Genomic DNA, 21346 nt, shown 5'->3' with positions numbered 1-21346 from the left:
CAGAAGCCCGGAACATCGGGCCGTTCAGAAAAGGAGAGATGCGCCATGAACCTGACCAAAAAGGAGCAGAGCCTTTTGAAGGACCTGCAAAACGAGGAAAAGACCTGCGCCGAGAAGTACCACAAGGCTGCCGAGGCTGCCTGTGACCCGGCGCTCCGGCAGATGTTCGCCCGGCTGGAGAAGGCCGAGCAGAACCACTACGATACCGTGACAAGCATGCTGGCGGGCGAGACCCCCACGTTGAAGCCGGGCCAGAGCCAGAACGCCAAAAAGCCCGAGCCCCAGCGTGCGCAGGTGAGCCGGGCCGAGAAGAAGAGCGATGCCTACCTGCTGGCGGATGTGCTGGCCACCGAGAAGTTCGTTTCCGGGGTGTACAACACCGCGGTGTTTGAATTTTCCGACCCGGCGGCCCGCAGCGCGCTGACCGCCATCCAGCAGCAAGAGCAGCAGCACGGCAAGGAGATCGCCGACTACATGACCGCCAACGGTCTGTATTGCTGAAAATAAGGCAAGGGCCGTTCCCGAATCTTCGGGAACGGCCCTTGCCTTTTATTTGGGAAAAGAAGAAGGAAATTTCGCGGATTTTCCACCGGGCAGCGCCCGCGGTGTGGAAAACCGAAAAAGAAAAAAGCAAAAGGTTCAGAGTCAAACAAGGAATCAATCAGTCCAGCCCGTTCAGGTACTCCTCCAGGTATTTGCTGGCGGTGGCGCCGTCGGCCACCGCGGTGACCACCTGGCGCAGGGGCTTGGTGCGCACATCGCCGATGGCGAACACGCCCGGCTGGCTGGTGCGGCAGCTCTCGTCCGCCACAATGTAGCCCTGGCGGTCCAGCTCCAGCTGGTCCTTTACCAGCCAGGTGTTGGGCTGGCGGCCGATGGCCACGAACAGGCCGTCCACCGGCAGCGGGCTCTCCTCGCCGGTTTTGGTGTCGGTGAGGGTCAGGCCGGTGAGGGTGCCGTCCACCTCAAAGCCGGTGACCTGCTTGTTCCACAGAAATTCGATGTTCTCGGCCTTCTCCAGCGGCTTTAAATAGCTGCGGGTTGCGCTGAGGGTATCGCGCCGGTGGATGAGGTACACCTTTTTGCAGAGCTTGGAAAGGGTGAGCGCGTCTTCAGCGGCAGAGTTGCCGCCGCCGGCCACCGCCACGGTCTTGCCCCGGTAGAAGCCGCCGTCGCAGGTGGCGCAGTAGGCCACGCCCCGGCCGCGCAGGACGTCCTCCCCGGCTAGGCCCAGGGGGCGGGGGTCCGCGCCGGTGGCGAAGATCACAGCCTTCGCCCGCAGCTCGCCCTCGGTGGTGGTCAGGTGCTTTTCGGCCCCTTCCAGCTGCACCGCGGTCACCTGAGCATACAAGGTCTCGCTGCCGAATTTCTCCGCCTGCTGCTGCATGGTCATGGCCAGCTCAAAGCCGTCCACGCTCTCCACGAAGCCGGGGTAGTTTTCAATGGCGTTGGTGGTGGCCATCTGGCCGCCGGGGCTGAGCATCTCCACAACCAGGGTGGAATAGCCCGCCCGCACCGCGTACAGCGCGGCGGAATATCCGGCGGGGCCGCCGCCCACGATCACCACGTCCCACAGTTTTTTCATCATGGCTCACACCTCCTGACCGGCCAGCCACTCCTTGATCTGAGCGGCGGTGGAAGGGGCCACCAGAGCCGGGCCATGGCTGCCGCCCCGGAACACCAGCAGGGTGGGGATGGTATCTACTTTAAAACGCTCGGCCAGCGCGGGCTCCTCGTCGATGTTCACGGCGGCGATGGGCAGCATGCCCTCGTCGGCGCTCATGCGCTGCAGCACCGGGGCCAGGCGGCGGCAGTAGCCGCACCAGGGGGCGGTGAACTCCACCAGCACCGGGGCAGCAGATTCGATGACGGTTTTTTCAAAATCCTGGGTGGTAACAGAAAACATTGCCATAAAAACGACCTCCTTCAAGGTTCGGGATACATTCGATTGGTTTCTTCACTCTTATCCTAGCACGAAAATAGGTAAAACTCTGTAACAAAGTCATAGAACCTCTTTTCGCCGGGCAATTCCATATGGTATAGTTATAGTCAGAAAGCAGGGCGTTCATGCCCGAAGCGAAACGCGGGGTGGAGAAGATGAAGCTGCTGGTGTCGGCGTGCCTGTTGGGCTGCGCCTGCCGGTATGACGGGGCCGCAAAACAGAACGGGCCCCTTGTGGACTGGCTCAAAAGCCATGACTGTACCCCGGTGCCGGTCTGCCCGGAGATCTACGGCGGTCTGCCCACCCCCCGCACCCCCGCCGAGCGGCAGGGCAGCCGGGTGATGAACCGGGACGGGCAGGATGTGACCGCCCAGTACGAAAAGGGCGCGGCCGAGGCGCTGGCCCTTGCCCGGCTCACCGGATGCCAGGCGGCGGTGCTCAAGGCCCGCAGCCCCTCCTGTGGGTGCGAAACGATTTACGACGGCAGCTTTACCGGTACGCTGGTGCCGGGCAACGGGGTGGCCGCCGACCTGCTTTTGAAAAATGGCCTGCCGGTGTTCAGCGAGGAAACGCTGGACCGGCTGGACCAGTGGGCGCAACGCCGCCCCAGCGAGTAAAAAGGAGAGAACACAATGGAACTGTTGAACGACGTGCTGCACCTGATCGTGGAGGGCGCCATCCTGCTGTTTGAGTTCATGGGCGTGGCGGTGCTGATCGCCGCCGGCATCCGGGGCATCTGGAACTATCTGCGCCGGGACCCCCTGACCCGGCTCAAGCTGGCCAAGGGCATGGCCATGGGCCTGGAGTTCAAGCTGGGCAGCGAGATCCTGCGTACCGTGGTGGTGCGCCAGATGAGCGAGATTCTGATCGTGGGCGCGATCATCGTGCTGCGGGCCGCGCTGACCTTCCTGATCCACTGGGAGATCAAGAACGAGGAGGCCGAGGTGGAGGCCAAGCTGGAGCACCACGAATAAGTGTTTTTGCGGGGTTTTTATGCCCCGCAAATTTTTTTAAATTTTTTTCAAAAAGGTGTTGACACCTGGCCTAAAATTGAGTATACTAATCAAGCACCCAACGAACAGGGGCCCTGAACACAACGGGGTGTAGCGCAGCTGGTAGCGCGCCTGCTTTGGGAGCAGGATGCCGTGGGTTCGAATCCCGCCACTCCGACCATTATATAAGCGGCTTTAGCTCATCTGGTAGAGCGCCACCTTGCCAAGGTGGAGGTAGCGAGTTCGAGCCTCGTAAGCCGCTCCATTTTTTTGTCTGGAAGTTTAGCTCAGCTGGGAGAGCATCTGCCTTACAAGCAGAGGGTCACAGGTTCGAGCCCTGTAACTTCCACCAAAAAACGCCTCTGTAGCTCAGTTGGTAGAGCAGGGGACTGAAAATCCCCGTGTCATTGGTTCGATTCCGATCGGAGGCACCACAAAGACCTGTCTTACACACTAAGGCGGGTCTTTTTTTGTGCGCGTGGGGGCTTTTCTCTCGACAAGGCCCTGCCGCTTTGCTAAAATTAAGGCAGCACCTCATAATTCACGCCTAACGGCTCAGGCGGCGTATCCCGCCAAAATTTTCCGTGCTATTTTCCAAAAATGCTCGTCAATCCACCAAGGATTGGCTGCGCTTTTTGGTTCATATCACGAAAAATTTTCTGGCGTGCTCCACCACCTGGAATTATGCGGTATTGCCTTAAGATGAGAACGAATGCCCTTGACCGGGGCCTTGCTCCGGAGAAAACGGAAAGGAGACTGTGAGGCATGTTTACCGCACAGCAATATGTGAAGGCCGCCACGCTGGAAGAGGCCTGGCAGCTGAACCAGAAGCGCAGCACCACCCTGCTGGCCGGGGGCTGCTGGCTGCGCCTGACCCGCCGCCGGGTGGGTACCCTTGTGGACCTGAGCGGACTGGGGCTGGATACCATTGAAGAGACCGAAGGCGAGTTTTCGCTGGGGGCCATGGTCACCCTGCGCCAGCTGGAGACCAGCGAGGCGCTGAACGGGGCCTTCGGGGGCCTGTTCAAGGAGATGACCCGCCACATCGTGGGCGTGCAGTTCCGCAACTGCGCCACCCTGGGCGGCAGCATCGCGGCCCGGTTCGGCTTCTCCGACCTGCTCTGCGCCCTGCTGGCGCTGGACTGCGAGGTGGAGCTGTTCAAGGCCGGCCGCATGCCGCTGGAGCAGTACGCCAAGCTGCCCGCTGACCGGGACATTCTGGTGCGCATTCACGTGAAGAAGAACGGCCGCCGCCCGGTTTACCGGACCATGCGCAACGCCGAGACCGATCTGCCGGTGCTGGCGGTTGCCGCCTCCGAGAAGGACGGCCAGGTCCGCATGGTGGTGGGCGCACGTCCCGCCCGGGCCGAAGTGGTGAACGCGCCTCTGGCTCTTTCGGCGGACAAGGCCGCGCTGGAGGCCTTCCAGGCTGCCATGCAGAGCCAGCTGACCTTTGCGGGCAACATGCGCGGCAGTGAGGAATATCGCCGCCATCTGGCAAACGTTTTGACCGGCCGCTGCCTTGCGGCCTTACAGGAGGGCTGATCCATGCAGGTGACCATTCAATTGAACGGCAGACCCTATACCGCCGAAACCGCGCCGGACACCCAGCTGCTGCATTTTCTGCGGGACGCGGGCTGCAAATCCGTGAAGTGCGGCTGCGAGACCTCCGGCTGCGGCCTGTGCACCGTCCACATGGACGGCAAGCCGGTGCTGTCCTGCAGCGTGCTGGCCGGCCAGGCAGACGGCCACACCGTGACCACCCTGGAGGGCCTGCAGAAGGAGGCCGAGGAGTTCGGCGGCTTTCTGGCAGACCAGGGCGGCGAGCAGTGCGGCTTCTGCAGCCCCGGCTTCATTATGAGCGTGCTGGCCATGGGCAAAGAGCTGGGCGCTGACGCCACCGACGAGGAGATCCGGGAGTATCTGGAGGGCAACCTCTGCCGCTGCACCGGCTACCAGAGCCAGCTGCGGGCCATTCGCGCCTGGCTGGCCGCAAAGGAGGGCAAAGCAGAATGAAATACGTGAATCAGGCCATCCGCAAGGTGGACGCCATGAGCCTTGTGACCGGCAAGCCGGTCTACACCGGCGACATGGTCCCCGCCAACACCCTGATGGTGAAGATGCTGCGCAGCCCCCACGCCCACGCGCTGATCGAGGAGATCGACACCGCCGCCGCCCTGAAAGTGCCCGGCGTTGTGGCCGTCTTTACCTATAAAGATGTACCCCAGAGCCGCTTCACCACCGCGGGCCAGACCTACCCGGAGCCCAGCCCCTACGACCGGCTGATCCTGGACCGCCGCCTGCGCTGCGTGGGCGACCCGGTGGCTCTGGTGGCCGCCGAGACCGAGGCTGCCGCCGCCAAGGCCGTGGGCCTCATTAAAGTAAAATATCAGGTGCTGGAGCCCCTGCTGGACTTCACCCAGGCCAAGGACAACCCGATTCTGGTGCATCCTGAAGAGGACTTCAAGGCCCTGTGCCCCGTGGGCGCGGACAACAAGCGCAACCTGTGCAGCACCGACTGCATGGAAAACGGCGACGTGGAGGCCGAGCTGGCCACCTGCCCGGTGGTCATCGAGCGGACCTTCTACACCAAGGCCAACAACCAGGCCATGATGGAGCCGTTTGTTACCTTCAGCTATCTGGACGAGTACGGCCGGCTCACGCTGGTCTCCTCCACCCAGGTGCCCTTCCATGTGCGGCGCATTTTGTCCAACGCGCTGGAGATGAGCAAGGCCAACATTCGGGTCATCAAGCCCCGCATCGGCGGCGGCTTCGGCGCCAAGCAGAGCGCCGTGAGCGAGGTGTACCCCGCTTTTGTTACCATGAAGACCGGCCGCCCCGCCTGCCTGTGTTTCACCCGTCAGGAGAGCCAGGCAAACGGCTCCCCCCGCCACCAGATGCGCGTCACCGTGCGCATCGGCGCGGATGAGGACGGCACCATCCGGGCGATGGATGTGAAGGCGCTGTCCAACGCGGGCGCTTACGGCGAGCACGGCCCCACCACCGTGGGTCTGGTGGGCACCAAGTCCATCTCCCTGTACGGCAGCCTGAAGGCTGCCCGCTTCAGCAGCGAGGTTGTTTACTCCAACACCATGGGCGCGGGTGCCTACCGCGGCTACGGCGCGACCCAGGGCATCTTCGCGGTGGAGAGCACCGTGAACGAGTTGGCCGCCCAGCTGGGCATGGACCCCTGCGCCATCCGGGAAAAGAACATGGTCCGTCTGGGCCAGAAGTTCGCCATGTACTATGGTGAGGACTGCACCAGCTGCACTCTGGACAAGTGCATGGAGACCGCCAAGAAGATGATGGACTGGGACAACAAGGCCCCCCGCCGGGTGCTGGAAAACGGCCACATCCGTGCCGTGGGCGTGGCCATGGCCATGCAGGGCAGCGGCATCTCCGGCGTGGACATCGGCAGCGTGGAGATCCGCCTGAACGACGACGGCTTCTACACCCTGCTGGTGGGCTGCACCGATATGGGCACCGGCTGTGACACCATCCTCACCCAGATGGCCGCCGACTGCCTGGACTGCCCCATGGAGAACATCTCGGTGCGCGGCGTGGACACCGACCAGAGCCCCTACGACTGCGGCTCCTACGCCTCCTCCACCACCTACGTGACCGGCATGGCCGTGGTGAAGGCCTGCGCCCAGCTGCGGGAGAAGATTCTGGCCCAGGGCGCGAAGATGCTGGATGTGCCCGCCGACACCGCCGAGTTCGACGGGGGGCGGGTCTTCGTGCCCGGCACCGACAGGGAAGTGAGCCTGTCTGCCATTGGCTACGCCAGCTTTGAGGGCCACGCCCGGTGCATCTCCGCCTGCGAGAGCCATTCTTCCCCCGTATCGCCCCCGCCCATGATGGTGGGCATGGCCGAGATCGACCTGGACCCCGAGACCGGCAAGATTCAGCTGATGGACTACGTGGCCGCCGTGGACTGCGGCACCGTGGTGAACAAGAACCTGGCCCGGGTGCAGACCGAGGGCGGCATCGTGCAGGGCATCGGCATGGCCCTGTATGAGGATATCCAGTACACCAAGGCAGGCCGGATGATGAACGACTCCTTCCTGCAGTACCGGATTCCCACCCGCCTGGAGGCGGGCGCCATCCGGGTGGAGTTTGAGTCCAGCTACGAGCCCAGCGGCCCCTTCGGCGCCAAGAGCATCGGCGAGCTGGTCATCAACACCCCCGCTCCGGCGATTCTGGGCGCGATCCAGAATGCCACCGGCGTTGCCTTCCACACTCTGCCGGTAAAGCCGGAGGACGTGGTCATGGCACTGCGGAATAAGGCCGAATAAATCCGGAACGATACAAAGCGGCCGGAACCCCCGAACAGGAGGCCCCGGCCGCTTTTTTGCTTTTGTCGGAAAACCCCGAAGAAACACGAAGGAAAGTTCGTCCTCCGCGCGGGTGCCTGGGCTTTTATAATAAAGGAAAGGGGGCGGAGGAAGGATGTACCGGTTTGCGGTGTGCGATGATGACTTCTTTTACCGGCGGCAGCTGGCCCGGATGCTGCGCAGCTTCGCTCCCTGGCAGAAGAGCGGCTGCCGGGTGGATTGCTTTTCCGAGGCCGAGCGGCTGCTGGCAGAGTGCGAGGCCTGCCGCTACGATGCGGTGTTTTTGGATGTGCAGATGCCCCGGATGAACGGGCTGGAGGCGGCCCGGCGGCTGCGGGCCCGATGGCCGGAGCTGCCGGTGATTCTGGTGTCGGCCTTCTGTGAATTTGCGCCGGAGGGCTACGAGCTGCGCGTCTACCGGTACCTGCGCAAGGACCGACTGGACCAGTGCCTGGGCCCCTGTCTCGAGGACCTGCTGACCCAGCAGCTGGCTCCCTGCACCCTGGAGCTGCCGGTGGACGGGGAGATATGCCAGGTGAATCTGGTGCGGGTGGAATCCCTGCGGCTGGACGGTCATACGGTGGAATTCCATTTTGTGGACAACACCCCGCCGCTGCCCTGCCGCATGAGCCTGGCCCGGCTGGAGACGCTGCTGGCAGGCCGGCCCTTTCTGCGCACCCAGCGGGGCTTTCTGGTAAATCTGCATCAGGTGCAGCGGCTGCGCCGGTACGAGTTCATTCTGCGCAGCGGCCGGCGGGTGCCGGTGGGCGAGCGCCGCTACGGCCAGGTGCGGCAGGAATATCTGGAATGGCAGGCCCGCTTTGAGGAGTGGTCCGCCCGGCTTTGAATCTTTATATAGAAAAAGCGCACCCCCGCTGGGCCACAACAGGCTCACAAGCGAGGGTGCGGTTTCTTTTTTAATTTTTATTGGGCGCAGGGGATTTGATACAGCCGGTAGCTGGTCTCGCTGTCGCCTGCCAGCACGAAGACGAAGCAGTCGCCCTCCACAAGGCCGCCGGCCAGCACATCCGACCGGGTGCGGCCCTCGCCCTCGGCGGCGAGGATCTGGTCCAGCTGGTCCAGCGCCGCGTCCAGCCCCTCCGCCTCTCCGGCGGGCAGAGCCTGCGCGGGCAGAGCAGATTCGGGGGAAGGAGCCTCCACGGTGGTGTAGGCGGGTGCGGCGGCGGTATCCTGCGGGGCTTCGGCCATGGCGGCTTCCGGTGCGGCGGCCAGCGCAAAGGGCACGGCACCATTGTCTGCGGCGGCGCTGCTTTCCGGCATCTGGCGGGTGGCAGCGCGGGGGCTGGCCTGGTCCGCCGCGGTGGCTCCGCCCGAGATGGGGGTCAGGCTGCGGGCCGCGGCCGGGATCACCAGCAGGCAGACGGCGGCGGCCGCCGCCAGCGGAATGGCACGGCGGAAGGGAATGGTCCGGCGGGAGCGGGCAGCCTTTTGGGCCCCGGCCTCCGCCTGCATCTTTTCCAGGGTGGCTTGCTTCCAGCGCTGGCCGGCGGTCACTTTGTCCATGGCGCTTTTGTAATCCTGAGAGTCGGGCATGGTCAAAATTCTCCTTTCAGCGTGTCTTTCAGAAGGGCCCGCCCGCGGGAAAGCTGGCTGAGCACGGTGTTCTGCTTTAAATCCAGCAGCGCCGCGATCTCGGCGGTGGAATAGCCCTCGATGTAATGCAGATAGATCACCTGCCGGTATTTCATGGGCAGGGCGGCCACCGCGTCCAGCACGGTGTTCTCTGCGGGGGTGAAAGGGGTGGACAGGTGCTCGTCCAGCGGGGCGCTGCGGCGCACCCAGGCGCTGCGGAAATGGCTCTTGCACCGGTTGATGGTGCAGCGCAGCAGCCAGGCCTTCTGGTGCTCGGCGGAATCAAACTGGGGTGCGTGACGCACCAGATTCAAAAATACTTCCTGGGCAATGTCCTCCGCGTCCTGCGGGTTTTTTACCAGACCGAAGGCGGCCCGGAACACGGTGTCGCCAAACTGCGCCACCGCCGCTTCCGGGGTGAAGGCAGGCATTTGGGCCGTTTCCACGGGGCAGGCCCCCCTTTCTCATACAGAATACAAAACAACTGGCCCTATTATTGCATGGAAGACTTGGATTGTAAAGGGAAACGCAAAAAAGTGCCCCCGGGGCATCCACCTGCTCGGGGTGAGATGCGCCGGGGGCGCTTTTCGGTATATTTCCTCGGCCCCGGTTGGCCATTGAGGGCCGCCCCGCAAAAACGGGAACGGCCCCCAAGGCAGCCAATCGGAGGGGAAAGCGTTAGGAAAGAAGTGAAGCGGTCAGGAGAGCAGCAGCTTGTCGTCCGCCTCGGTGGAGCCGCTGGCCTGGTTGAATTTCTCCAGCAGGTCCTCCACGGTCAGGCGGCGCTTCTCCTCGCCCCGCACGTCCACCACCACGCGCCCGTCGTACAGCATCACCAATCGGTTGCCGTGGGCGATGGCGTCGCGCATGTTGTGGGTGATCATCAGGGTGGTCAGATTGTCCCGCCGGACGATCTGTTCGGTGGCCGAAAGCACCTTGGCTGCGGTCTTGGGGTCCAGAGCGGCGGTGTGCTCGTCCAGAAGCAGCAGCTGGGGCTTTTTCAGGGTGGCCATCAGCAGGGTCAGCGCCTGGCGCTGGCCGCCGCTGAGCAGGCCCACCTTGCTGGTGAGGCGGTCCTCAAGGCCAAGGTCCAGAATTTTAAGCAGCTCCCGGTACTGCTCCCGCTCGGCCCGGCTGATGCCGGTGCGCAGGCCCCGGCGCTGGCCCCGCCGGGCGGCGAGGGCCAGGTTCTCCTCGATCTGCATGGTGGCGGCGGTGCCCATCATGGGGTCCTGAAAGACCCGGCCGATGTAGGGCGCGCGCTTGTATTCCGGCAGCTTGGTCACATCCACACCGCCGATGGAGATGCTGCCCTCATCCACCGCGTAGGCACCGGAGATGATGTTCAGCATGGTGGATTTGCCCGCGCCGTTGCCGCCGATCACGGTGACGAAATCGCCGTCGGCCAGCGAGAGGTTCAGCCCCTGCAGCGCCCGCTTTTCGTTCACGGTGCCCGGGTTGAAGGTTTTGTAGATGTTTTTCAGTTCAAGCATGGCTGCCCGCTCCTTTCCCGGTGCGTTTTGCGAAGTACCGGCCCTTCCAGTAGGGCACGGCCAGGAAGAGCGCCACGATCAGGGCGGTGATGAGCTTCATGTCGTCGCTCTTGAGACCCAGCAAAATGACCACCTGATACACCAGATAGTAGATCAGCGAGCCGAACACCACGGCCAGCAGTTTGAGAGCGAAGTTGCGGAAGATCTTGGAGAACAGCACCTCGCCGATGATGACCGCCGCCAGGCCGATGACGATGGCGCCGCGGCCGCTCTGCACATCCGCAAAGCCCTGGTACTGGGCCAGCAGCGCGGCGGACAGGGCCACCAATCCGTTGGAGAGCATCAGACCCAGCACGGTGGTGAAGTTGGTGTTGATGCCCTGAGCGCGGGCCATGTTGGGGTTCGCGCCGGTGGCACGCACCGCGCAGCCCTGCTCGGTGCCGAAGAACCAGTACAGCGCGCCGATGGTGGCGGCGGTGAACAGCACGCAGACCAGAATGGGGTTGGAGAGCGCTGCCTCCCGCACGTTGCGGGCGCTCACCAGCAGGGGGTATTTGTCCACGCTGATGGGCCGGTTGGACTGGCCCATGATGCGCAGGTTCACGGAATACAGCGCCAGCTGGGTGAGGATGCCGGCCAGAATGGCGGGGATGCCGCAGGCGGTGTGCAAAAGACCGGTGACCAGGCCCGCCGCCATGCCGGAGAGGAAGGCGGCCACCAGAGCGGCCCAGGGGTTCCAGCCCCCGGTGACCAGCATGATGAACACCGCGCCGCCGGTGCACATGGTGCCGTCCACCGTCAGGTCGGCCACGTCCAGAATCTTATAGGTAATGTAAACGCCGATGGCCATGATGCTCCAGATCAGGCCCTGGGCGACCACGCCCGGCAGGGCGTTCAGAAGTGTGGTGATGAACACGAAAAGCTCCTCCTAAAGCCGGCAAGTGCCCGGCGTATGATGGATCATTCCGCCTCGATGGCGGTGTAGCCCTCAGGAATGGTCACGCCCAGCTGCTCGCAGAGGGCTGCATTGTACATCTTGGTGAAGGTGGGGGCGGACTGCACCTCCATGGTGGTGATGTCCGCTTCGCCGGTGAGGATCTGGGCGGCCATCTCGCCGGTGGTGCGGCCCAGCTCGTAGTAGTCGATGGACAGGGTCGCCACGCCGCAGCCGCTGCAGATGCCCTGCTCGCCCGCCACGATGGGCACCCCGGCGGGCACCGCGATGTTGGCGATCAGCTCGGTGTTGTTGGCGGCGGTATTATCGGTGGGAATGTAGATCACATCGCTGGCCGCGCAGGCACTGGTGCACACGGCGGACAGGTCGTTGGTGTCCGAGAAGGAATACTCGGTGCAGGTGTAGCCCAGCTCGGTCAGGTATTCGGTGATCACGTTCACCTGGTACTTGGAGTTGGGCTCCGCCGAGCAGTAGAGCAGGCCCACGTTCTTGGCATCCGGGAACAGCTCCTTGATCATGTCGGCCTGACCGTCCAGCGGGGCCAGGTCGGTGGTGCCGCTGATGTTCCGGCCGGAGGAGCCGGTCCAGTCGGTCACATCCAGGGCAGTGGCATAGTCGGTGATGGAGGTGCCCAGGACGGGAATGCTGTCGGTGGCTGCGGCGGCTGCCTGCAGCGGAGTGGTGGCGTTGGCCAGGATCAGGTCCACATCCGAGGACACAAAGCTGTTGATGATGGTAACGCAGTTGGAGTTATCGCCGGAGGCGTTCTCCACGTCGCAGGTGACGGCGTCGCCAAAGGCCTCGGTGAGGGCATCCTGAAAGCCCTGGGTGGCGGCGTCCAGCGCGGGGTGCTGCATCAGCTGGCACACGCCCACCCGGTAGGTTGCGCCCTCGGCGGAGCCGGAGGCAGCGGAAGCGGCGGAAGCAGTGGAACCGGCGGACGAGGTGCCGCCGGAGCCGCAGCCGGCCAGCGTGGCCAGCATGGCGCAGGCCAGAACGCCTGCCATGGTCTTGCGAAGTTTCATGTGTGGTTCCTCCCTGTGAAAAAAGAAGTTCACTTTGTCGCCACAATGAATTGCAGCGGTAAAGTGAGAGGTGCTGGAAAAAGGCCGCTGCCGGCCTTGGCTTTATTCTAGTAAAGTTTTTTGGTTCTGTCAACGGGAAACGGGCAAAAAAGGCAAAAAAAGAGGGCGGCAGGGAGCAAAAAGACTGTAAAACAGGCCGGAACAGCGGTTTTTTCTTGTAGAAGCGGGCAAAAAATGCTATACTAAAATAGACTATTTACGCTTGGAGGATGCCCCAATGAGGAAGATCAGCGCCTGCATCGTGAGCTATAACGGAGCCGACGAGGTGATCCGGGCGGTGGAATCGCTGCTGAAATACACGAAGGACTGTGCGCTGACAGTTTATCTGGTGGACAACGCCAGCCCGGACGGAACCGGCGAAACGCTGGAGCGGCAGGGCTTTCCTGAAAACGTGAAGGTTATCCGGCTGCCGGAGAATCTGGGCTTCGGCAAGGGGCACAATCAGGTGCTTCCGCTGCTGGACAGTGAATATCACTTTGTGCTGAACCCGGATATTTTCATTGATGACAACGTGTTGCCCGCCATCTGCGACTGGTTGGACGGCCACCCGGATGTGGTGATGGCCACCCCGAAGCTGCTCTTCCCGGATGGGCGGGTGCAGGTTCTGCCCAAGCGCAAGCCCAACATTCTGGGGCTTGCGGCGCGGCAGGGGGTGCCGGGGCTGAAAAAATTCGGCGACCGATACGCCATGCTGGACGAGGACCTGAGCGTGCCCACGGCCATCGAGTTCTGCACCGGCAGCTTTTTCTGCATGCGTACCAGTGTGTACAAGGCCATCGGCGGGTTTGACGAGGGCTACTTCATGTATGTGGAGGACGCGGACATCACCCAGAAGGCCCGGCAGAAGGGATTTGTGTATTATCTGCCCCAGTTCACCGCCTACCACGCCTGGCACCGGGCCCCCAACAAGAGCCTGAAGCCCTTTTTGCAGCAGCTCAAGAGCATGGGCCGCTACTTTAACAAATGGGGCTGGCGATTTTTTTAACGGACTCGACCGTTGGCTGAGTCCGGCTGGCAAAATAATAAGTACCGGGTTTTCCTCAGCGAAAACCTCCAGCGGCCTTTTTAACGGACTCGACCGTTGGCTGAGTCCGGCTGGCAAAATAATAAGCACCGGGTTTTCCTCAGCGAAAACCTCCAGCGGCCTTTTTAATGGGCTTGACCGTTGGCCGGGTTGCATTGGTAAAACGTGCAACGGTGCTTGACGAAAAAACAAATTTCAATTCCACCCGGCTCATGGGCTGCACCCCTAAGGGGGCCAGCGGTATTTGCTGAGGAAAGCCCGGTGCGGTGGGTTTGCGGATCAGACATAACTTCCGGTCGAGTCCGGAAAAAAGTCGAGTCCGCCAAGGCAGTCAGCGGTCGTCGCTGAGGAAAGCCCGGTGCATCCGCGACTGCGTATTGGACCCGACTACCGGTCGAGTCCGCTAAAAAAGTTGATAGCGGCTGTAGCTCCGCTTTGTATTAAGCTGCGCAAATTTTTTATATCATACCCCGGCGAACACCGGGCAAAAAAGGAGCGTAACGCTAATGAAAGGTATTATCCTTGCCGGCGGTGCGGGCACTCGCCTGTATCCGCTCACCATGGTCACCAGCAAGCAGCTGCTGCCGGTGTACGACAAACCCATGATCTACTACCCCCTGTCCACGCTGATGCTGGCCGGCATCCAGGACATCCTGATCATCTCCACCCCGGAGGATACCCCCCGCTTCGAGAACCTGCTGGGTGACGGCAGCCAGTACGGCGTGCATCTGTCCTACAAGGTCCAGCCCAGCCCGGACGGCCTGGCTCAGGCCTTCCTGCTGGGTGAGGAGTTCATCGGCGACGATTGCTGCGCCATGATCCTGGGCGATAACATCTTCTACGGCAACGGCTTCTCCCGCATCCTGAAGGCCGCCGTGAAGAACGCCGAGGAAAACGGCCGCGCCACCGTGTTCGGCTACTACGTGAACGACCCCGAGCGGTTCGGCATTGTGGAATTCGATGAGAATGGCCGGGTCATCAGCGTGGAGGAGAAACCCGCGCAGCCCAAGTCCAACTACGCCATCACCGGTCTGTACTTCTACGACAACCGGGTCAGCGCTCAGGCCAAGCAGGTGAAGCCCAGCGCCCGGGGCGAACTGGAGATCACCACCCTGAACGCCATGTATCTGGAGGAAAGCAAGCTGGACGTGCAGCTGCTGGGCCGTGGCTTTGCCTGGCTGGATACCGGCACGATGGACAGCCTGGTGGAAGCCGCCGACTTCGTGCGTATGGTGGAAAAGCGCCAGGGCATCAAGATCAGCGCCCCCGAGGAGATCGCCTACAGGAACGGCTGGATCACCAAGGAGAAGCTGCTGGAAAGCGCCCAGCGCTACGGCAAGAGCCCCTACGGCGAACACCTGAAGCGCGTGGCCGACGCAAAGATCAAATACTAAGGGAGGCCCCTGCATGAAGATTCTCATCACCGGCGCCAGCGGTCAGCTGGGCACCGAGATCCAGCGCCAGCTGAAAAACGGCGGCAGCGCCCTGGGCCCTGTGCCTGAGCGGCTGAAGAACGCCACCGTCATCGCCACCGATGTGAACGAGCTGGACATCACCGACCGGGACGCCACCATCGCCTTTGTGCGCCGCCACCAGCCGGATACCATCATCAGCTGCGCCGCCTTCACCAACGTGGACGGCTGCGAAACCAATCCGGAAGGTGCCTTCAAGGTGAACGCCATCGGCGCCTCCAACCTGGCCCAGGCCGCCGAGCGCATCAACGCCCGGCTCATCCATGTGTCCACCGACTACGTGTTCCGTGGCGAGGGCGACAAGCCCCTGGACGAGAGCGAGCGGGTGGACCCCAAGAGCGTCTACGGCAAGACCAAGGCCCTGGGCGAGGAATATGTGAAGAATTTCTGCCACCGGTACTTCATCGTGCGCACCGCCTGGCTTTACGGCTACGCGGGCAAGAACTTCGTGAAGACCATGGTCAACGCGGGCAAGAAGTTCGGCAAGCTGGAGGTGGTCAGCGATCAGCTGGGCAACCCCACCAACGCCGAGGACCTGGCCCATCATCTGCTGCAGCTGGCCGTGAGCCACGACTACGGCGTCTACCACTGCACCGGCGAGGGCATCTGCTCCTGGTATGAGTTCGCTTCCGAGATCATCCGCCTGTCCGGCGTGGATGCCACCGTATCCCCCTGCACCAGCGCGGAATATTCCGCCAAGCACCCCGCCGCCGCTGACCGCCCCGCCTGGAGTGCGCTGGAAAACCGCATGCTCGCCTGCACTGTGGGCAACAACATGCGCGACTGGAAGGTGGCCCTGGCCGACTTCTTCGCCCACTGGAACGGCGAATGACCGCTTTTTTACGAATTGTCTCATTCATTGAATAAGGAGTATAAATAGATGAAACGCTATCTCATCACCGGCTGCGCCGGCTTTATCGGTTCCAACTTTGTTTACTACATGTTGAATAAGTACAAGGAAATCCAGTTGGTAAACCTGGACAAGCTCACCTACGCGGGCAACCTGGAGAACCTGAAGGGTGTGGAGGGCGACGAGCGCCACATCTTCGTGCAGGGCGACATCTGCGACCGGGAGCTGGTGAACGGCCTGTTCGAGAAATACGATTTTGACTACGTGATCAACTTCGCCGCCGAGAGCCACGTGGACCGCTCCATCACCAACCCCGAGATCTTCGTGGAGACCAACGTGCTGGGCACCGTGAACCTGCTGCAGTGCGCCAAGAACGCCTGGTACAAGGACGGCAAGTGGGCCGAGGGCAAGAAGTACCTGCAGGTTTCCACCGACGAGGTGTACGGCTCCCTGGGCGAGGAGGGCTACTTCATGGAGACCACCCCGCTGTGCCCCCACAGCCCCTACTCCTCCTCCAAGGCCAGCGCTGACATGTTCGTCATGGCCTTCCACGACACCTACGGCATGCCGGTGAACATCACCCGCTGCTCCAACAACTACGGCCCCTATCAGTTCCCCGAGAAGCTGATCCCCCTGATGATCAACAACGTGAAGAACCACAAGCAGCTGCCCGTGTACGGCGACGGCATGAACGTGCGCGACTGGCTGTATGTGGAGGACCACTGCAAGGCCATCGACATGGTAGCCGAGGGCGGCCGTGACGGCGAGGTCTACAACGTGGGCGGCCACAACGAGCGCCCCAACATCTTCATCGTGAAGACCATCATCAACCAGCTGCACGACCGGCTGAAAGATGAGGGCATCAACGAGGGCCTGATCAAGTATGTGGCCGACCGTCTGGGCCACGACCGCCGCTACGGCATCGACCCCACCAAGATCAAGGAGGAGCTGGGCTGGTACCCGGAGACTACCTTTGAGGTGGGCATCGTGAAGACCATCGACTGGTACCTGGCCAACGAAGAGTGGATGAACAACGTGACCAGCGGCAACTACCAGAAGTACTACGAAGAGATGTACAAGAACAAGTAAACGGCATTCAAAACGGGCCTCTCGTTTTTGCGGGAGGCCCGCTTGCGCTATCAAGGAGGAACACGCCCATGAAAAAACGGGACCTGCTGATCCTGGCCTTTCTGCCCACCGTGGCAGGCATCGTGCTGGTGAATCTGGTGGTGCTGATCTCCAGCAGCACCGGGGTCATAATCGGGCTGCAGGCGGCGTTGTCCGCCGCGCTGGTGGCGGTGTGGTATGCACTGGGCCACTGGTGCTCGCGGGAGGATAAGCGCCCTTGGCCCGGCTTCTGGCTGCTGCAGTGGTGGGGCGTGGCCAATGTGGTGTTCGGCTTTGTGCCCTCGGTGAGCGTGCTGGGGGCCCTGAGCCAGATGTACGGCGCCTGCATGAGCCTGATGCTGACCCCCTCGGCCGAGCTGCTGGGCGGGGCATATCTGCCCGCCCAGGCGCTGCTCACCCTGGCACTCACCAGTGCGGGCTATCTGCTGGGCTTTGCCGCAAAGCAAAGGAGGAGCCTGTGAGCGAATTTGTAATGGAACGGGCCACCCTGGCGGACCTGCCCGCCATGATGGCCCTGTACGCCCACGCCCGCCAGTTTATGGCCGAGCAGGGCAACCCGGACCAGTGGGGCACCGTTTACCCGGACGAGGCCCAGCTCACAGAGGACATCCAGTCCGGCGGGGCCTGGCTCTGCCGGGAGAACGGGGCGCTGCTGGCGGCCTTCTATTTTGCCCCCGGGCCGGATGAGGACTATGCTGTCATCCGGGACGGCAGCTGGCTGGAGGAGGAGCGGCCCTATTGGGTCGTGCATCGGGTGGCCTCCTACGGTGGCAGGGGCGCGGCGGCCTGGTGCCTGAACTGGTGCTGGCAGCGGTGCGATAATCTGCGCATCGACACCCACCGGGACAACCTGCCCATGCAGCGGCTGCTGGAAAAATGCGGCTTCGGGCTGCGGGGCGTGGTGGACTGCCACCACGGCGGCGAGCGTCTGGCCTACCAGAAGCTGCGGTGACTGGAATATGAAAAGAGAGCGTCACAGCAAGACGCTCTCTTTTTTTGCAAAAAACCGGCGATTCCCGCGTTCCGGGAGCGGATTCCCGCCCGGCGGGGTGGCGGCGGGAGGGGATTCCTGCTACAATGAAGCCGGAACGAAAGGAGGGGCCGAGCATGGAAGACGGAACGGAAACCAGAATGGAGCAGGGCTTCAGCGAGCGGCTCAAACGCTACCGGAAGGAAAAGAACCTGACCCAGCAGCAGCTGGCGGACGCGCTGGGGGTGAGCAACAAAAGCGTCTCCCGCTGGGAGTCGGGCGGGGGCTACCCGGACCTGCCGCTGCTGGTGCCGCTGGCAAAGGCGCTGGGGGTCACGGCGGACGATCTGCTGGATGAGGAAAAGCCGGTGCGGGCGCTGACCCGGGCGGACTGGCAGGGGCTGCTCTCCTTTGCCTTCGCGCTGGGCGGCGGGCTGCTGTTTTATCTGCTGGCCACCTTCGCGCCGCTGGCGGTGTGCTATGCGGTGTATCTGGCCTGCCTTTGCTACGGGGCCTATCTGCAGCGGTACTACGCCCGCCACAGCCGGTGGTTCTGGCTGGGCGCGGCCGGGATGAATCTGGCGGTGAACTGGTCCGCTGCGCTGGAGCTCGTGCTGCTGGTCGGGATGTTTGTGCGGCTGGGCCCGGCGGTGCTGCTGCTCCAGACCCAGAAGGAGCCGAGACTGGAGAGCTTCTGGCTGGCGCTGGTGCTCTCGGCGGCGCTGGCGCTGGGGGCCACCGCCCTTACCCTGCGCCTGCTGCACCGCCGGTTTTTTGCCGGTTCGCCGGAGAAGCTCACCCTTGGCTGGCGCATGCCCCGGGGCCGGGCGCTGCTGCCGCTGCCGGGTTTTGCGCTGCTGGCCGGGTTCTGGGCCATCTATCTGTGGCTGGAGCTGCCGCTGGTGCTCTGGCAGCGGCAGGGGGAATTCTTCGCCGGGCTGCTGGCGGCGCTGGCCGTGGTCTATGCCCTGGCGCTGAAGCGGCGGGGGCAGCAGCTGCTGGCGGCTCTGCTCACCCTGGGCATGAGCGGCGGAGTCTGGTGGCTGCGGCAGCTGAATGGAATTACCTGGGCGAAGAGTCTTTCCACCGGCAGGCTGTTCGAGTGGAATGCCGACCTGAACCCGGAACGATATCTGCCGCTGATTCAGCCGTCGCCCGCCCTCTTCGCGGCGCTGGCGGCACTGGCGGCGGTCTATCTGCTGGCGGCAGGGCTGACGCTGCGGGAAAAGGAGAAAAGCGGCGTCACAGATACTGTGGAAAGTAAGCAAAGCGGCGGGGAATGACCCCGCCGCTTTTTTGTGGCGGAAAGGCGCGGCGGCCCGTACCCAAGTATGGTGGAAAGACAAGCGCCTTTTGCGGTAGAATAAAGGCAAAGCACACCGAAAAAGAGCGAGCCGGGGAAGCGGGTGAGTGTATTGAATCAACAATTTATACAAAGTGTATTATTTGATTGGGAGAAAATCGGGCGCGGAAGTTATCTGAGAGAAATAGAAGCGTTTCAAGGGCTGGAGCGGCTGGAGCTGGACCGTCCCATCACCTTCTTTGTGGGGGAAAACGGAAGCGGCAAGTCCACCCTGCTGGAGGCGATCGCAGTGGCTCATGGCTTTAATCCGGAAGGCGGCAGCAAAAACTATCGGTTCTCCACGCGGGATACCCATTCGGAGCTGTGGGAAGCGATTCGGCTGGTGAAGGGGCACCGCAGGGAAAAATGGGGATATTTTCTCCGGGCCGAAAGCTTTTACAATGTGGCAACACAGGAGGAAAGCTATGCGGACGCGCTGCACCCTTCCGCCGGATACCACGAAAAATCCCATGGGGAGAGCTTTCTGGCGCTGGCGCAGAACAATCTGAGAGCGAACGGGCTGTATCTGCTGGACGAACCGGAGGCTGCGTTGTCGCCGCAGCGGCAGCTTTCGCTTCTGATGCAGATCGACCGCTGTGCAAAGGACGGCGCACAGTTTTTGATCGTCACCCATTCCCCGATTCTGCTGGGGATTCCGGGCGCGGCGATCTACTGCTTTGACCAGGGCAGGCTTCACCCGTGTGAATACGAGGAGACGGAAAGCTACCGGGTCACCGAGCTGTTTATCAACAACCGGCAGGCGCTGCTGAATCGGCTTTTGAAGGAATGACAACCGGATTGCCGCCGCGCCGGGCGGCGTGCTACAATGGACAAAAGACTCCAAAGGAGGAAGAACGAATGAGGTTGGCACGAATCCTTTCGCTGGCGGTACTGGTGGCAGTGCTGTTCGTCACGGTGGACCTGGGCATCAACTGTCTGGGGGCGCTGGTGCCGGAATTGCAGGACGGCATCCCCTATTACAGCCTGCTGCAGCGGTGGTTCGGCGTGTGGGAGGGCGAGATGCGCACCCGGCCGGATTTCTTCTTTGTGTTCAGCCGCTGGCTGTGGATCTCGTTTGCGGTGTTCGTGGAAAATGCTGTGCTGTGGGGCATCAGCATCTGGAAACAGGGCCGGTGAACATTTTTCGGCGCGAATTTTCAAAAAAGCATTGACCTGGCATCTGGTGCATCCCTTATGCTGAGGGTGCAGAACAGAGAACAGGAGGCGAATTCCATGAACGCAAAGCAAACCGAAGCGGCCACCGGCATCTCCCGGCGGAACCTGCGCTTTTACGAGGACCAGGGCCTCATCCATCCTCACCGCAACCCGGACAACGATTACCGGGACTACTCGGAACAGGACATCCGGGATTTAAAGCTGATCCGGGCGCTGCGCATGCTGGACGTGCCGCTGGAGGAGATCGGGGCCTGTCTGGAAGGAAAAACCACGCTGGCTCAGGTCTCGACGGCCCAGCAGTTCCGGCTGGAGCGGCGGCAGAAGGAGCTGGAGGCGGCCATCCGCTTTTGCCGGGAGCTGCAAAGCGCCCCGCGGCCGGACGAGGAATTTCTGGACGGCCTGCTGAACCGGATGGACGCGCCGGAAAACCGGGCGGGTCTGTTCGGGGAGTGGACCCGGGACTACAAAAAGGTGGCAAGGGCCGAGGCAAAAAAGGTGTTCACCTTCACGCCGGACGACCCGGTGACAAACCCGGCGGAGTTGACGGCGGCCCTCTGCCGCTACGGCGAGCAGCAGGGGGTGAATCTGGTGGTGACCAGGGAGAGCATGGCCCCGGAATTCGAGATCGACGGCATTCCCTATACCGCGCAGCTGGTCTGGCGGCGGATGGGGCCGGGGATTCTGCTCATTGTGCGCTGCACCGCCCTGCATCCGGAGCAGCTGGAAAGCGATGTGCCCAAAGCCCGCAGCCGCTGGATGAAGCTGGTTCACTACGGCTGGCCAGTGGCGCTGTTCGTGCTGCTGTGGACGCCGCGGGTGATCGACACCGACCCGGCCAACCGGCCGGAGGTGGCACTGGCGGGCGCGACGCTGCTGGTGACCATCGCGGCCATGTACTGGGTGTTCCGCCACTTCAAAAGCTGAAACAGCTTGCATAGGGTGGGGCGGCCATGGTATGATGAGGGCAGAAACAACGGAAAGGAGGGCGCA

24 protein-coding genes and 4 tRNA genes are annotated in these 21346 nt (G+C 62.6%); 21 read left to right on the top strand and 7 right to left on the bottom strand.

Annotated features, from left to right (window positions below):
* Positions 1-45 precede the first annotated feature (45 nt).
* Positions 46-501, top strand: a complete 456-nt coding sequence (locus B5F28_RS05525) for a spore coat protein (protein WP_087294170.1) — start codon at positions 46-48, stop codon at positions 499-501.
* Positions 502-661: 160 nt separating this feature from the next.
* On the opposite strand, the gene trxB is transcribed toward B5F28_RS05525, so the two are convergent.
* Both trxB and B5F28_RS05515 read right to left on the bottom strand, forming a co-directional pair.
* A complete protein-coding gene (gene trxB, locus B5F28_RS05520; RefSeq protein WP_087294168.1) occupies positions 662-1588 on the bottom strand; it encodes a thioredoxin-disulfide reductase in 927 nt (308 codons plus the stop codon).
* A 3-nt stretch (positions 1589-1591) separates the two neighbouring features.
* Positions 1592-1912 carry a thioredoxin family protein gene (locus tag B5F28_RS05515; protein ID WP_247643413.1) on the bottom strand — a complete coding sequence of 107 codons (321 nt, stop codon included), beginning with the start codon at positions 1910-1912 and terminating at the stop codon, positions 1592-1594.
* A gap of 185 nt (positions 1913-2097) precedes the next feature.
* Here B5F28_RS05515 and B5F28_RS05510 point away from each other — a divergent pair, with 185 nt between their 5' ends.
* The 10 genes from B5F28_RS05510 to B5F28_RS05465 all read left to right on the top strand — a co-directional run bounded on the left by B5F28_RS05510 (position 2098) and on the right by B5F28_RS05465 (position 8115).
* Positions 2098-2559 (top strand): 2-thiouracil desulfurase family protein, encoded by a 462-nt coding sequence (locus tag B5F28_RS05510; protein ID WP_087294299.1) that lies wholly within the window; start codon positions 2098-2100, stop codon positions 2557-2559.
* A gap of 15 nt (positions 2560-2574) precedes the next feature.
* Entirely contained in the window at positions 2575-2916 is a 342-nt protein-coding gene (locus B5F28_RS05505) for a DUF1622 domain-containing protein (protein ID WP_087294166.1), read from the top strand.
* Between the two features lie 123 nt (positions 2917-3039).
* Positions 3040-3115, top strand: a tRNA-Pro gene (locus B5F28_RS05500).
* Between the two features lie 8 nt (positions 3116-3123).
* Positions 3124-3199 (top strand) — tRNA-Gly (locus B5F28_RS05495).
* 11 nt (positions 3200-3210) lie between these two features.
* Positions 3211-3286: transfer RNA gene (locus B5F28_RS05490), tRNA-Val, on the top strand.
* Positions 3287-3292: 6 nt separating this feature from the next.
* Positions 3293-3368: transfer RNA gene (locus B5F28_RS05485), tRNA-Phe, on the top strand.
* A gap of 331 nt (positions 3369-3699) precedes the next feature.
* Positions 3700-4479 carry an FAD binding domain-containing protein gene (locus tag B5F28_RS05480; RefSeq protein ID WP_087294164.1) on the top strand — a complete coding sequence of 260 codons (780 nt, stop codon included), beginning with the start codon at positions 3700-3702 and terminating at the stop codon, positions 4477-4479.
* 3 nt (positions 4480-4482) lie between these two features.
* Complete coding sequence (locus tag B5F28_RS05475; protein ID WP_087294162.1) at positions 4483-4950, top strand: (2Fe-2S)-binding protein; 468 nt, start codon at positions 4483-4485, stop codon at positions 4948-4950.
* Entirely contained in the window at positions 4947-7229 is a 2283-nt protein-coding gene (locus B5F28_RS05470) for a xanthine dehydrogenase family protein molybdopterin-binding subunit (protein ID WP_087294160.1), read from the top strand. The genes B5F28_RS05475 and B5F28_RS05470 overlap by 4 nt, the downstream gene beginning before the upstream one ends.
* 154 nt (positions 7230-7383) lie before the next feature.
* The gene (locus B5F28_RS05465; protein ID WP_087294157.1) at positions 7384-8115 is read left to right on the top strand and encodes a LytR/AlgR family response regulator transcription factor; all 732 of its coding nucleotides are present in this window, start codon (positions 7384-7386) and stop codon (positions 8113-8115) included.
* A gap of 77 nt (positions 8116-8192) precedes the next feature.
* Here the strand turns inward: B5F28_RS05465 and B5F28_RS05460 are convergent, their stop codons facing one another.
* From B5F28_RS05460 to B5F28_RS05440, 5 genes are all read right to left on the bottom strand, one after another.
* Positions 8193-8822 (bottom strand): hypothetical protein, encoded by a 630-nt coding sequence (locus tag B5F28_RS05460; RefSeq protein WP_087294155.1) that lies wholly within the window; start codon positions 8820-8822, stop codon positions 8193-8195.
* Between the two features lie 2 nt (positions 8823-8824).
* Positions 8825-9307 (bottom strand): RNA polymerase sigma factor, encoded by a 483-nt coding sequence (locus B5F28_RS05455; RefSeq protein WP_247643412.1) that lies wholly within the window; start codon positions 9305-9307, stop codon positions 8825-8827.
* Between the two features lie 252 nt (positions 9308-9559).
* On the bottom strand, positions 9560-10354 hold the full coding sequence (locus tag B5F28_RS05450; RefSeq protein WP_087294151.1) for an ABC transporter ATP-binding protein: 795 nt from the start codon (positions 10352-10354) through the stop codon (positions 9560-9562).
* On the bottom strand, positions 10347-11264 hold the full coding sequence (locus B5F28_RS05445) for an ABC transporter permease (protein WP_481808389.1): 918 nt from the start codon (positions 11262-11264) through the stop codon (positions 10347-10349). Before B5F28_RS05445 ends, B5F28_RS05450 begins: the two co-directional genes overlap by 8 nt.
* Before the next feature lie 50 nt (positions 11265-11314).
* Complete coding sequence (locus tag B5F28_RS05440) at positions 11315-12334, bottom strand: ABC transporter substrate-binding protein (protein ID WP_087294147.1); 1020 nt, start codon at positions 12332-12334, stop codon at positions 11315-11317.
* 277 nt (positions 12335-12611) lie between these two features.
* On the opposite strand from B5F28_RS05440, the gene B5F28_RS05435 reads away from it, so the two are divergent.
* The 10 genes from B5F28_RS05435 (at position 12612) to B5F28_RS05390 (ending at position 21280) form a co-directional block, all read left to right on the top strand.
* Positions 12612-13379, top strand: coding sequence for a glycosyltransferase family 2 protein (locus B5F28_RS05435; RefSeq protein ID WP_087294145.1), 768 nt, complete (start codon positions 12612-12614; stop codon positions 13377-13379).
* A 545-nt stretch (positions 13380-13924) separates the two neighbouring features.
* Entirely contained in the window at positions 13925-14812 is an 888-nt protein-coding gene (gene rfbA, locus B5F28_RS05430) for a glucose-1-phosphate thymidylyltransferase RfbA (protein WP_087294143.1), read from the top strand.
* A gap of 13 nt (positions 14813-14825) precedes the next feature.
* Positions 14826-15722: a dTDP-4-dehydrorhamnose reductase gene (gene rfbD / locus B5F28_RS05425; RefSeq protein ID WP_087294141.1), complete on the top strand. Its 897-nt coding sequence runs from the start codon at positions 14826-14828 to the stop codon at positions 15720-15722.
* A gap of 48 nt (positions 15723-15770) precedes the next feature.
* Positions 15771-16829 (top strand): dTDP-glucose 4,6-dehydratase, encoded by a 1059-nt coding sequence (gene rfbB, locus B5F28_RS05420; RefSeq protein ID WP_087294139.1) that lies wholly within the window; start codon positions 15771-15773, stop codon positions 16827-16829.
* A gap of 68 nt (positions 16830-16897) precedes the next feature.
* The gene (locus B5F28_RS05415; RefSeq protein WP_087294137.1) at positions 16898-17329 is read left to right on the top strand and encodes a hypothetical protein; all 432 of its coding nucleotides are present in this window, start codon (positions 16898-16900) and stop codon (positions 17327-17329) included.
* Entirely contained in the window at positions 17326-17820 is a 495-nt protein-coding gene (locus B5F28_RS05410) for a GNAT family N-acetyltransferase (RefSeq protein ID WP_247643411.1), read from the top strand. The genes B5F28_RS05415 and B5F28_RS05410 overlap by 4 nt, the downstream gene beginning before the upstream one ends.
* Before the next feature lie 155 nt (positions 17821-17975).
* The gene (locus tag B5F28_RS05405) at positions 17976-19121 is read left to right on the top strand and encodes a helix-turn-helix domain-containing protein (protein WP_158097527.1); all 1146 of its coding nucleotides are present in this window, start codon (positions 17976-17978) and stop codon (positions 19119-19121) included.
* A 132-nt stretch (positions 19122-19253) separates the two neighbouring features.
* Positions 19254-19970, top strand: a complete 717-nt coding sequence (locus tag B5F28_RS05400; protein WP_087294133.1) for an AAA family ATPase — start codon at positions 19254-19256, stop codon at positions 19968-19970.
* A gap of 68 nt (positions 19971-20038) precedes the next feature.
* On the top strand, positions 20039-20317 hold the full coding sequence (locus B5F28_RS05395) for a hypothetical protein (protein ID WP_087294131.1): 279 nt from the start codon (positions 20039-20041) through the stop codon (positions 20315-20317).
* 96 nt (positions 20318-20413) lie between these two features.
* The gene (locus B5F28_RS05390) at positions 20414-21280 is read left to right on the top strand and encodes a MerR family transcriptional regulator (protein ID WP_158097526.1); all 867 of its coding nucleotides are present in this window, start codon (positions 20414-20416) and stop codon (positions 21278-21280) included.
* Positions 21281-21346: the final 66 nt, after the last annotated feature.

The organism is Gemmiger sp. An194 (assembly GCF_002160145.1).
Lineage (GTDB): Bacteria > Bacillota > Clostridia > Oscillospirales > Ruminococcaceae > Allofournierella.
This window is presented reverse-complemented; position numbering and strand designations above follow the sequence as displayed.

Excerpts from the sequence above, each read along its gene's own strand:
- B5F28_RS05390 (WP_158097526.1), top strand. The coding sequence starts at position 20,414 with ATGAACGCAAAGCAAACCGAAGCGGCCACCGGCATCTCCCGGCGGAAC.
- B5F28_RS05480 (WP_087294164.1), top strand. The coding sequence starts at position 3,700 with ATGTTTACCGCACAGCAATATGTGAAGGCCGCCACGCTGGAAGAGGCC.
- B5F28_RS05415 (WP_087294137.1), top strand. The coding sequence starts at position 16,898 with ATGAAAAAACGGGACCTGCTGATCCTGGCCTTTCTGCCCACCGTGGCA.
- B5F28_RS05395 (WP_087294131.1), top strand. The coding sequence starts at position 20,039 with ATGAGGTTGGCACGAATCCTTTCGCTGGCGGTACTGGTGGCAGTGCTG.
- B5F28_RS05515 (WP_247643413.1), bottom strand. The coding sequence starts at position 1,912 with ATGGCAATGTTTTCTGTTACCACCCAGGATTTTGAAAAAACCGTCATC.
- B5F28_RS05470 (WP_087294160.1), top strand. The coding sequence starts at position 4,947 with ATGAAATACGTGAATCAGGCCATCCGCAAGGTGGACGCCATGAGCCTT.
- B5F28_RS05450 (WP_087294151.1), bottom strand. The coding sequence starts at position 10,354 with ATGCTTGAACTGAAAAACATCTACAAAACCTTCAACCCGGGCACCGTG.
- B5F28_RS05435 (WP_087294145.1), top strand. The coding sequence starts at position 12,612 with ATGAGGAAGATCAGCGCCTGCATCGTGAGCTATAACGGAGCCGACGAG.
- B5F28_RS05405 (WP_158097527.1), top strand. The coding sequence starts at position 17,976 with ATGGAAGACGGAACGGAAACCAGAATGGAGCAGGGCTTCAGCGAGCGG.
- rfbB (WP_087294139.1), top strand. The coding sequence starts at position 15,771 with ATGAAACGCTATCTCATCACCGGCTGCGCCGGCTTTATCGGTTCCAAC.
- trxB (WP_087294168.1), bottom strand. The coding sequence starts at position 1,588 with ATGATGAAAAAACTGTGGGACGTGGTGATCGTGGGCGGCGGCCCCGCC.
- rfbD (WP_087294141.1), top strand. The coding sequence starts at position 14,826 with ATGAAGATTCTCATCACCGGCGCCAGCGGTCAGCTGGGCACCGAGATC.
- B5F28_RS05510 (WP_087294299.1), top strand. The coding sequence starts at position 2,098 with ATGAAGCTGCTGGTGTCGGCGTGCCTGTTGGGCTGCGCCTGCCGGTAT.
- B5F28_RS05440 (WP_087294147.1), bottom strand. The coding sequence starts at position 12,334 with ATGAAACTTCGCAAGACCATGGCAGGCGTTCTGGCCTGCGCCATGCTG.
- B5F28_RS05505 (WP_087294166.1), top strand. The coding sequence starts at position 2,575 with ATGGAACTGTTGAACGACGTGCTGCACCTGATCGTGGAGGGCGCCATC.
- B5F28_RS05525 (WP_087294170.1), top strand. The coding sequence starts at position 46 with ATGAACCTGACCAAAAAGGAGCAGAGCCTTTTGAAGGACCTGCAAAAC.
- rfbA (WP_087294143.1), top strand. The coding sequence starts at position 13,925 with ATGAAAGGTATTATCCTTGCCGGCGGTGCGGGCACTCGCCTGTATCCG.
- B5F28_RS05465 (WP_087294157.1), top strand. The coding sequence starts at position 7,384 with ATGTACCGGTTTGCGGTGTGCGATGATGACTTCTTTTACCGGCGGCAG.
- B5F28_RS05475 (WP_087294162.1), top strand. The coding sequence starts at position 4,483 with ATGCAGGTGACCATTCAATTGAACGGCAGACCCTATACCGCCGAAACC.
- B5F28_RS05460 (WP_087294155.1), bottom strand. The coding sequence starts at position 8,822 with ATGCCCGACTCTCAGGATTACAAAAGCGCCATGGACAAAGTGACCGCC.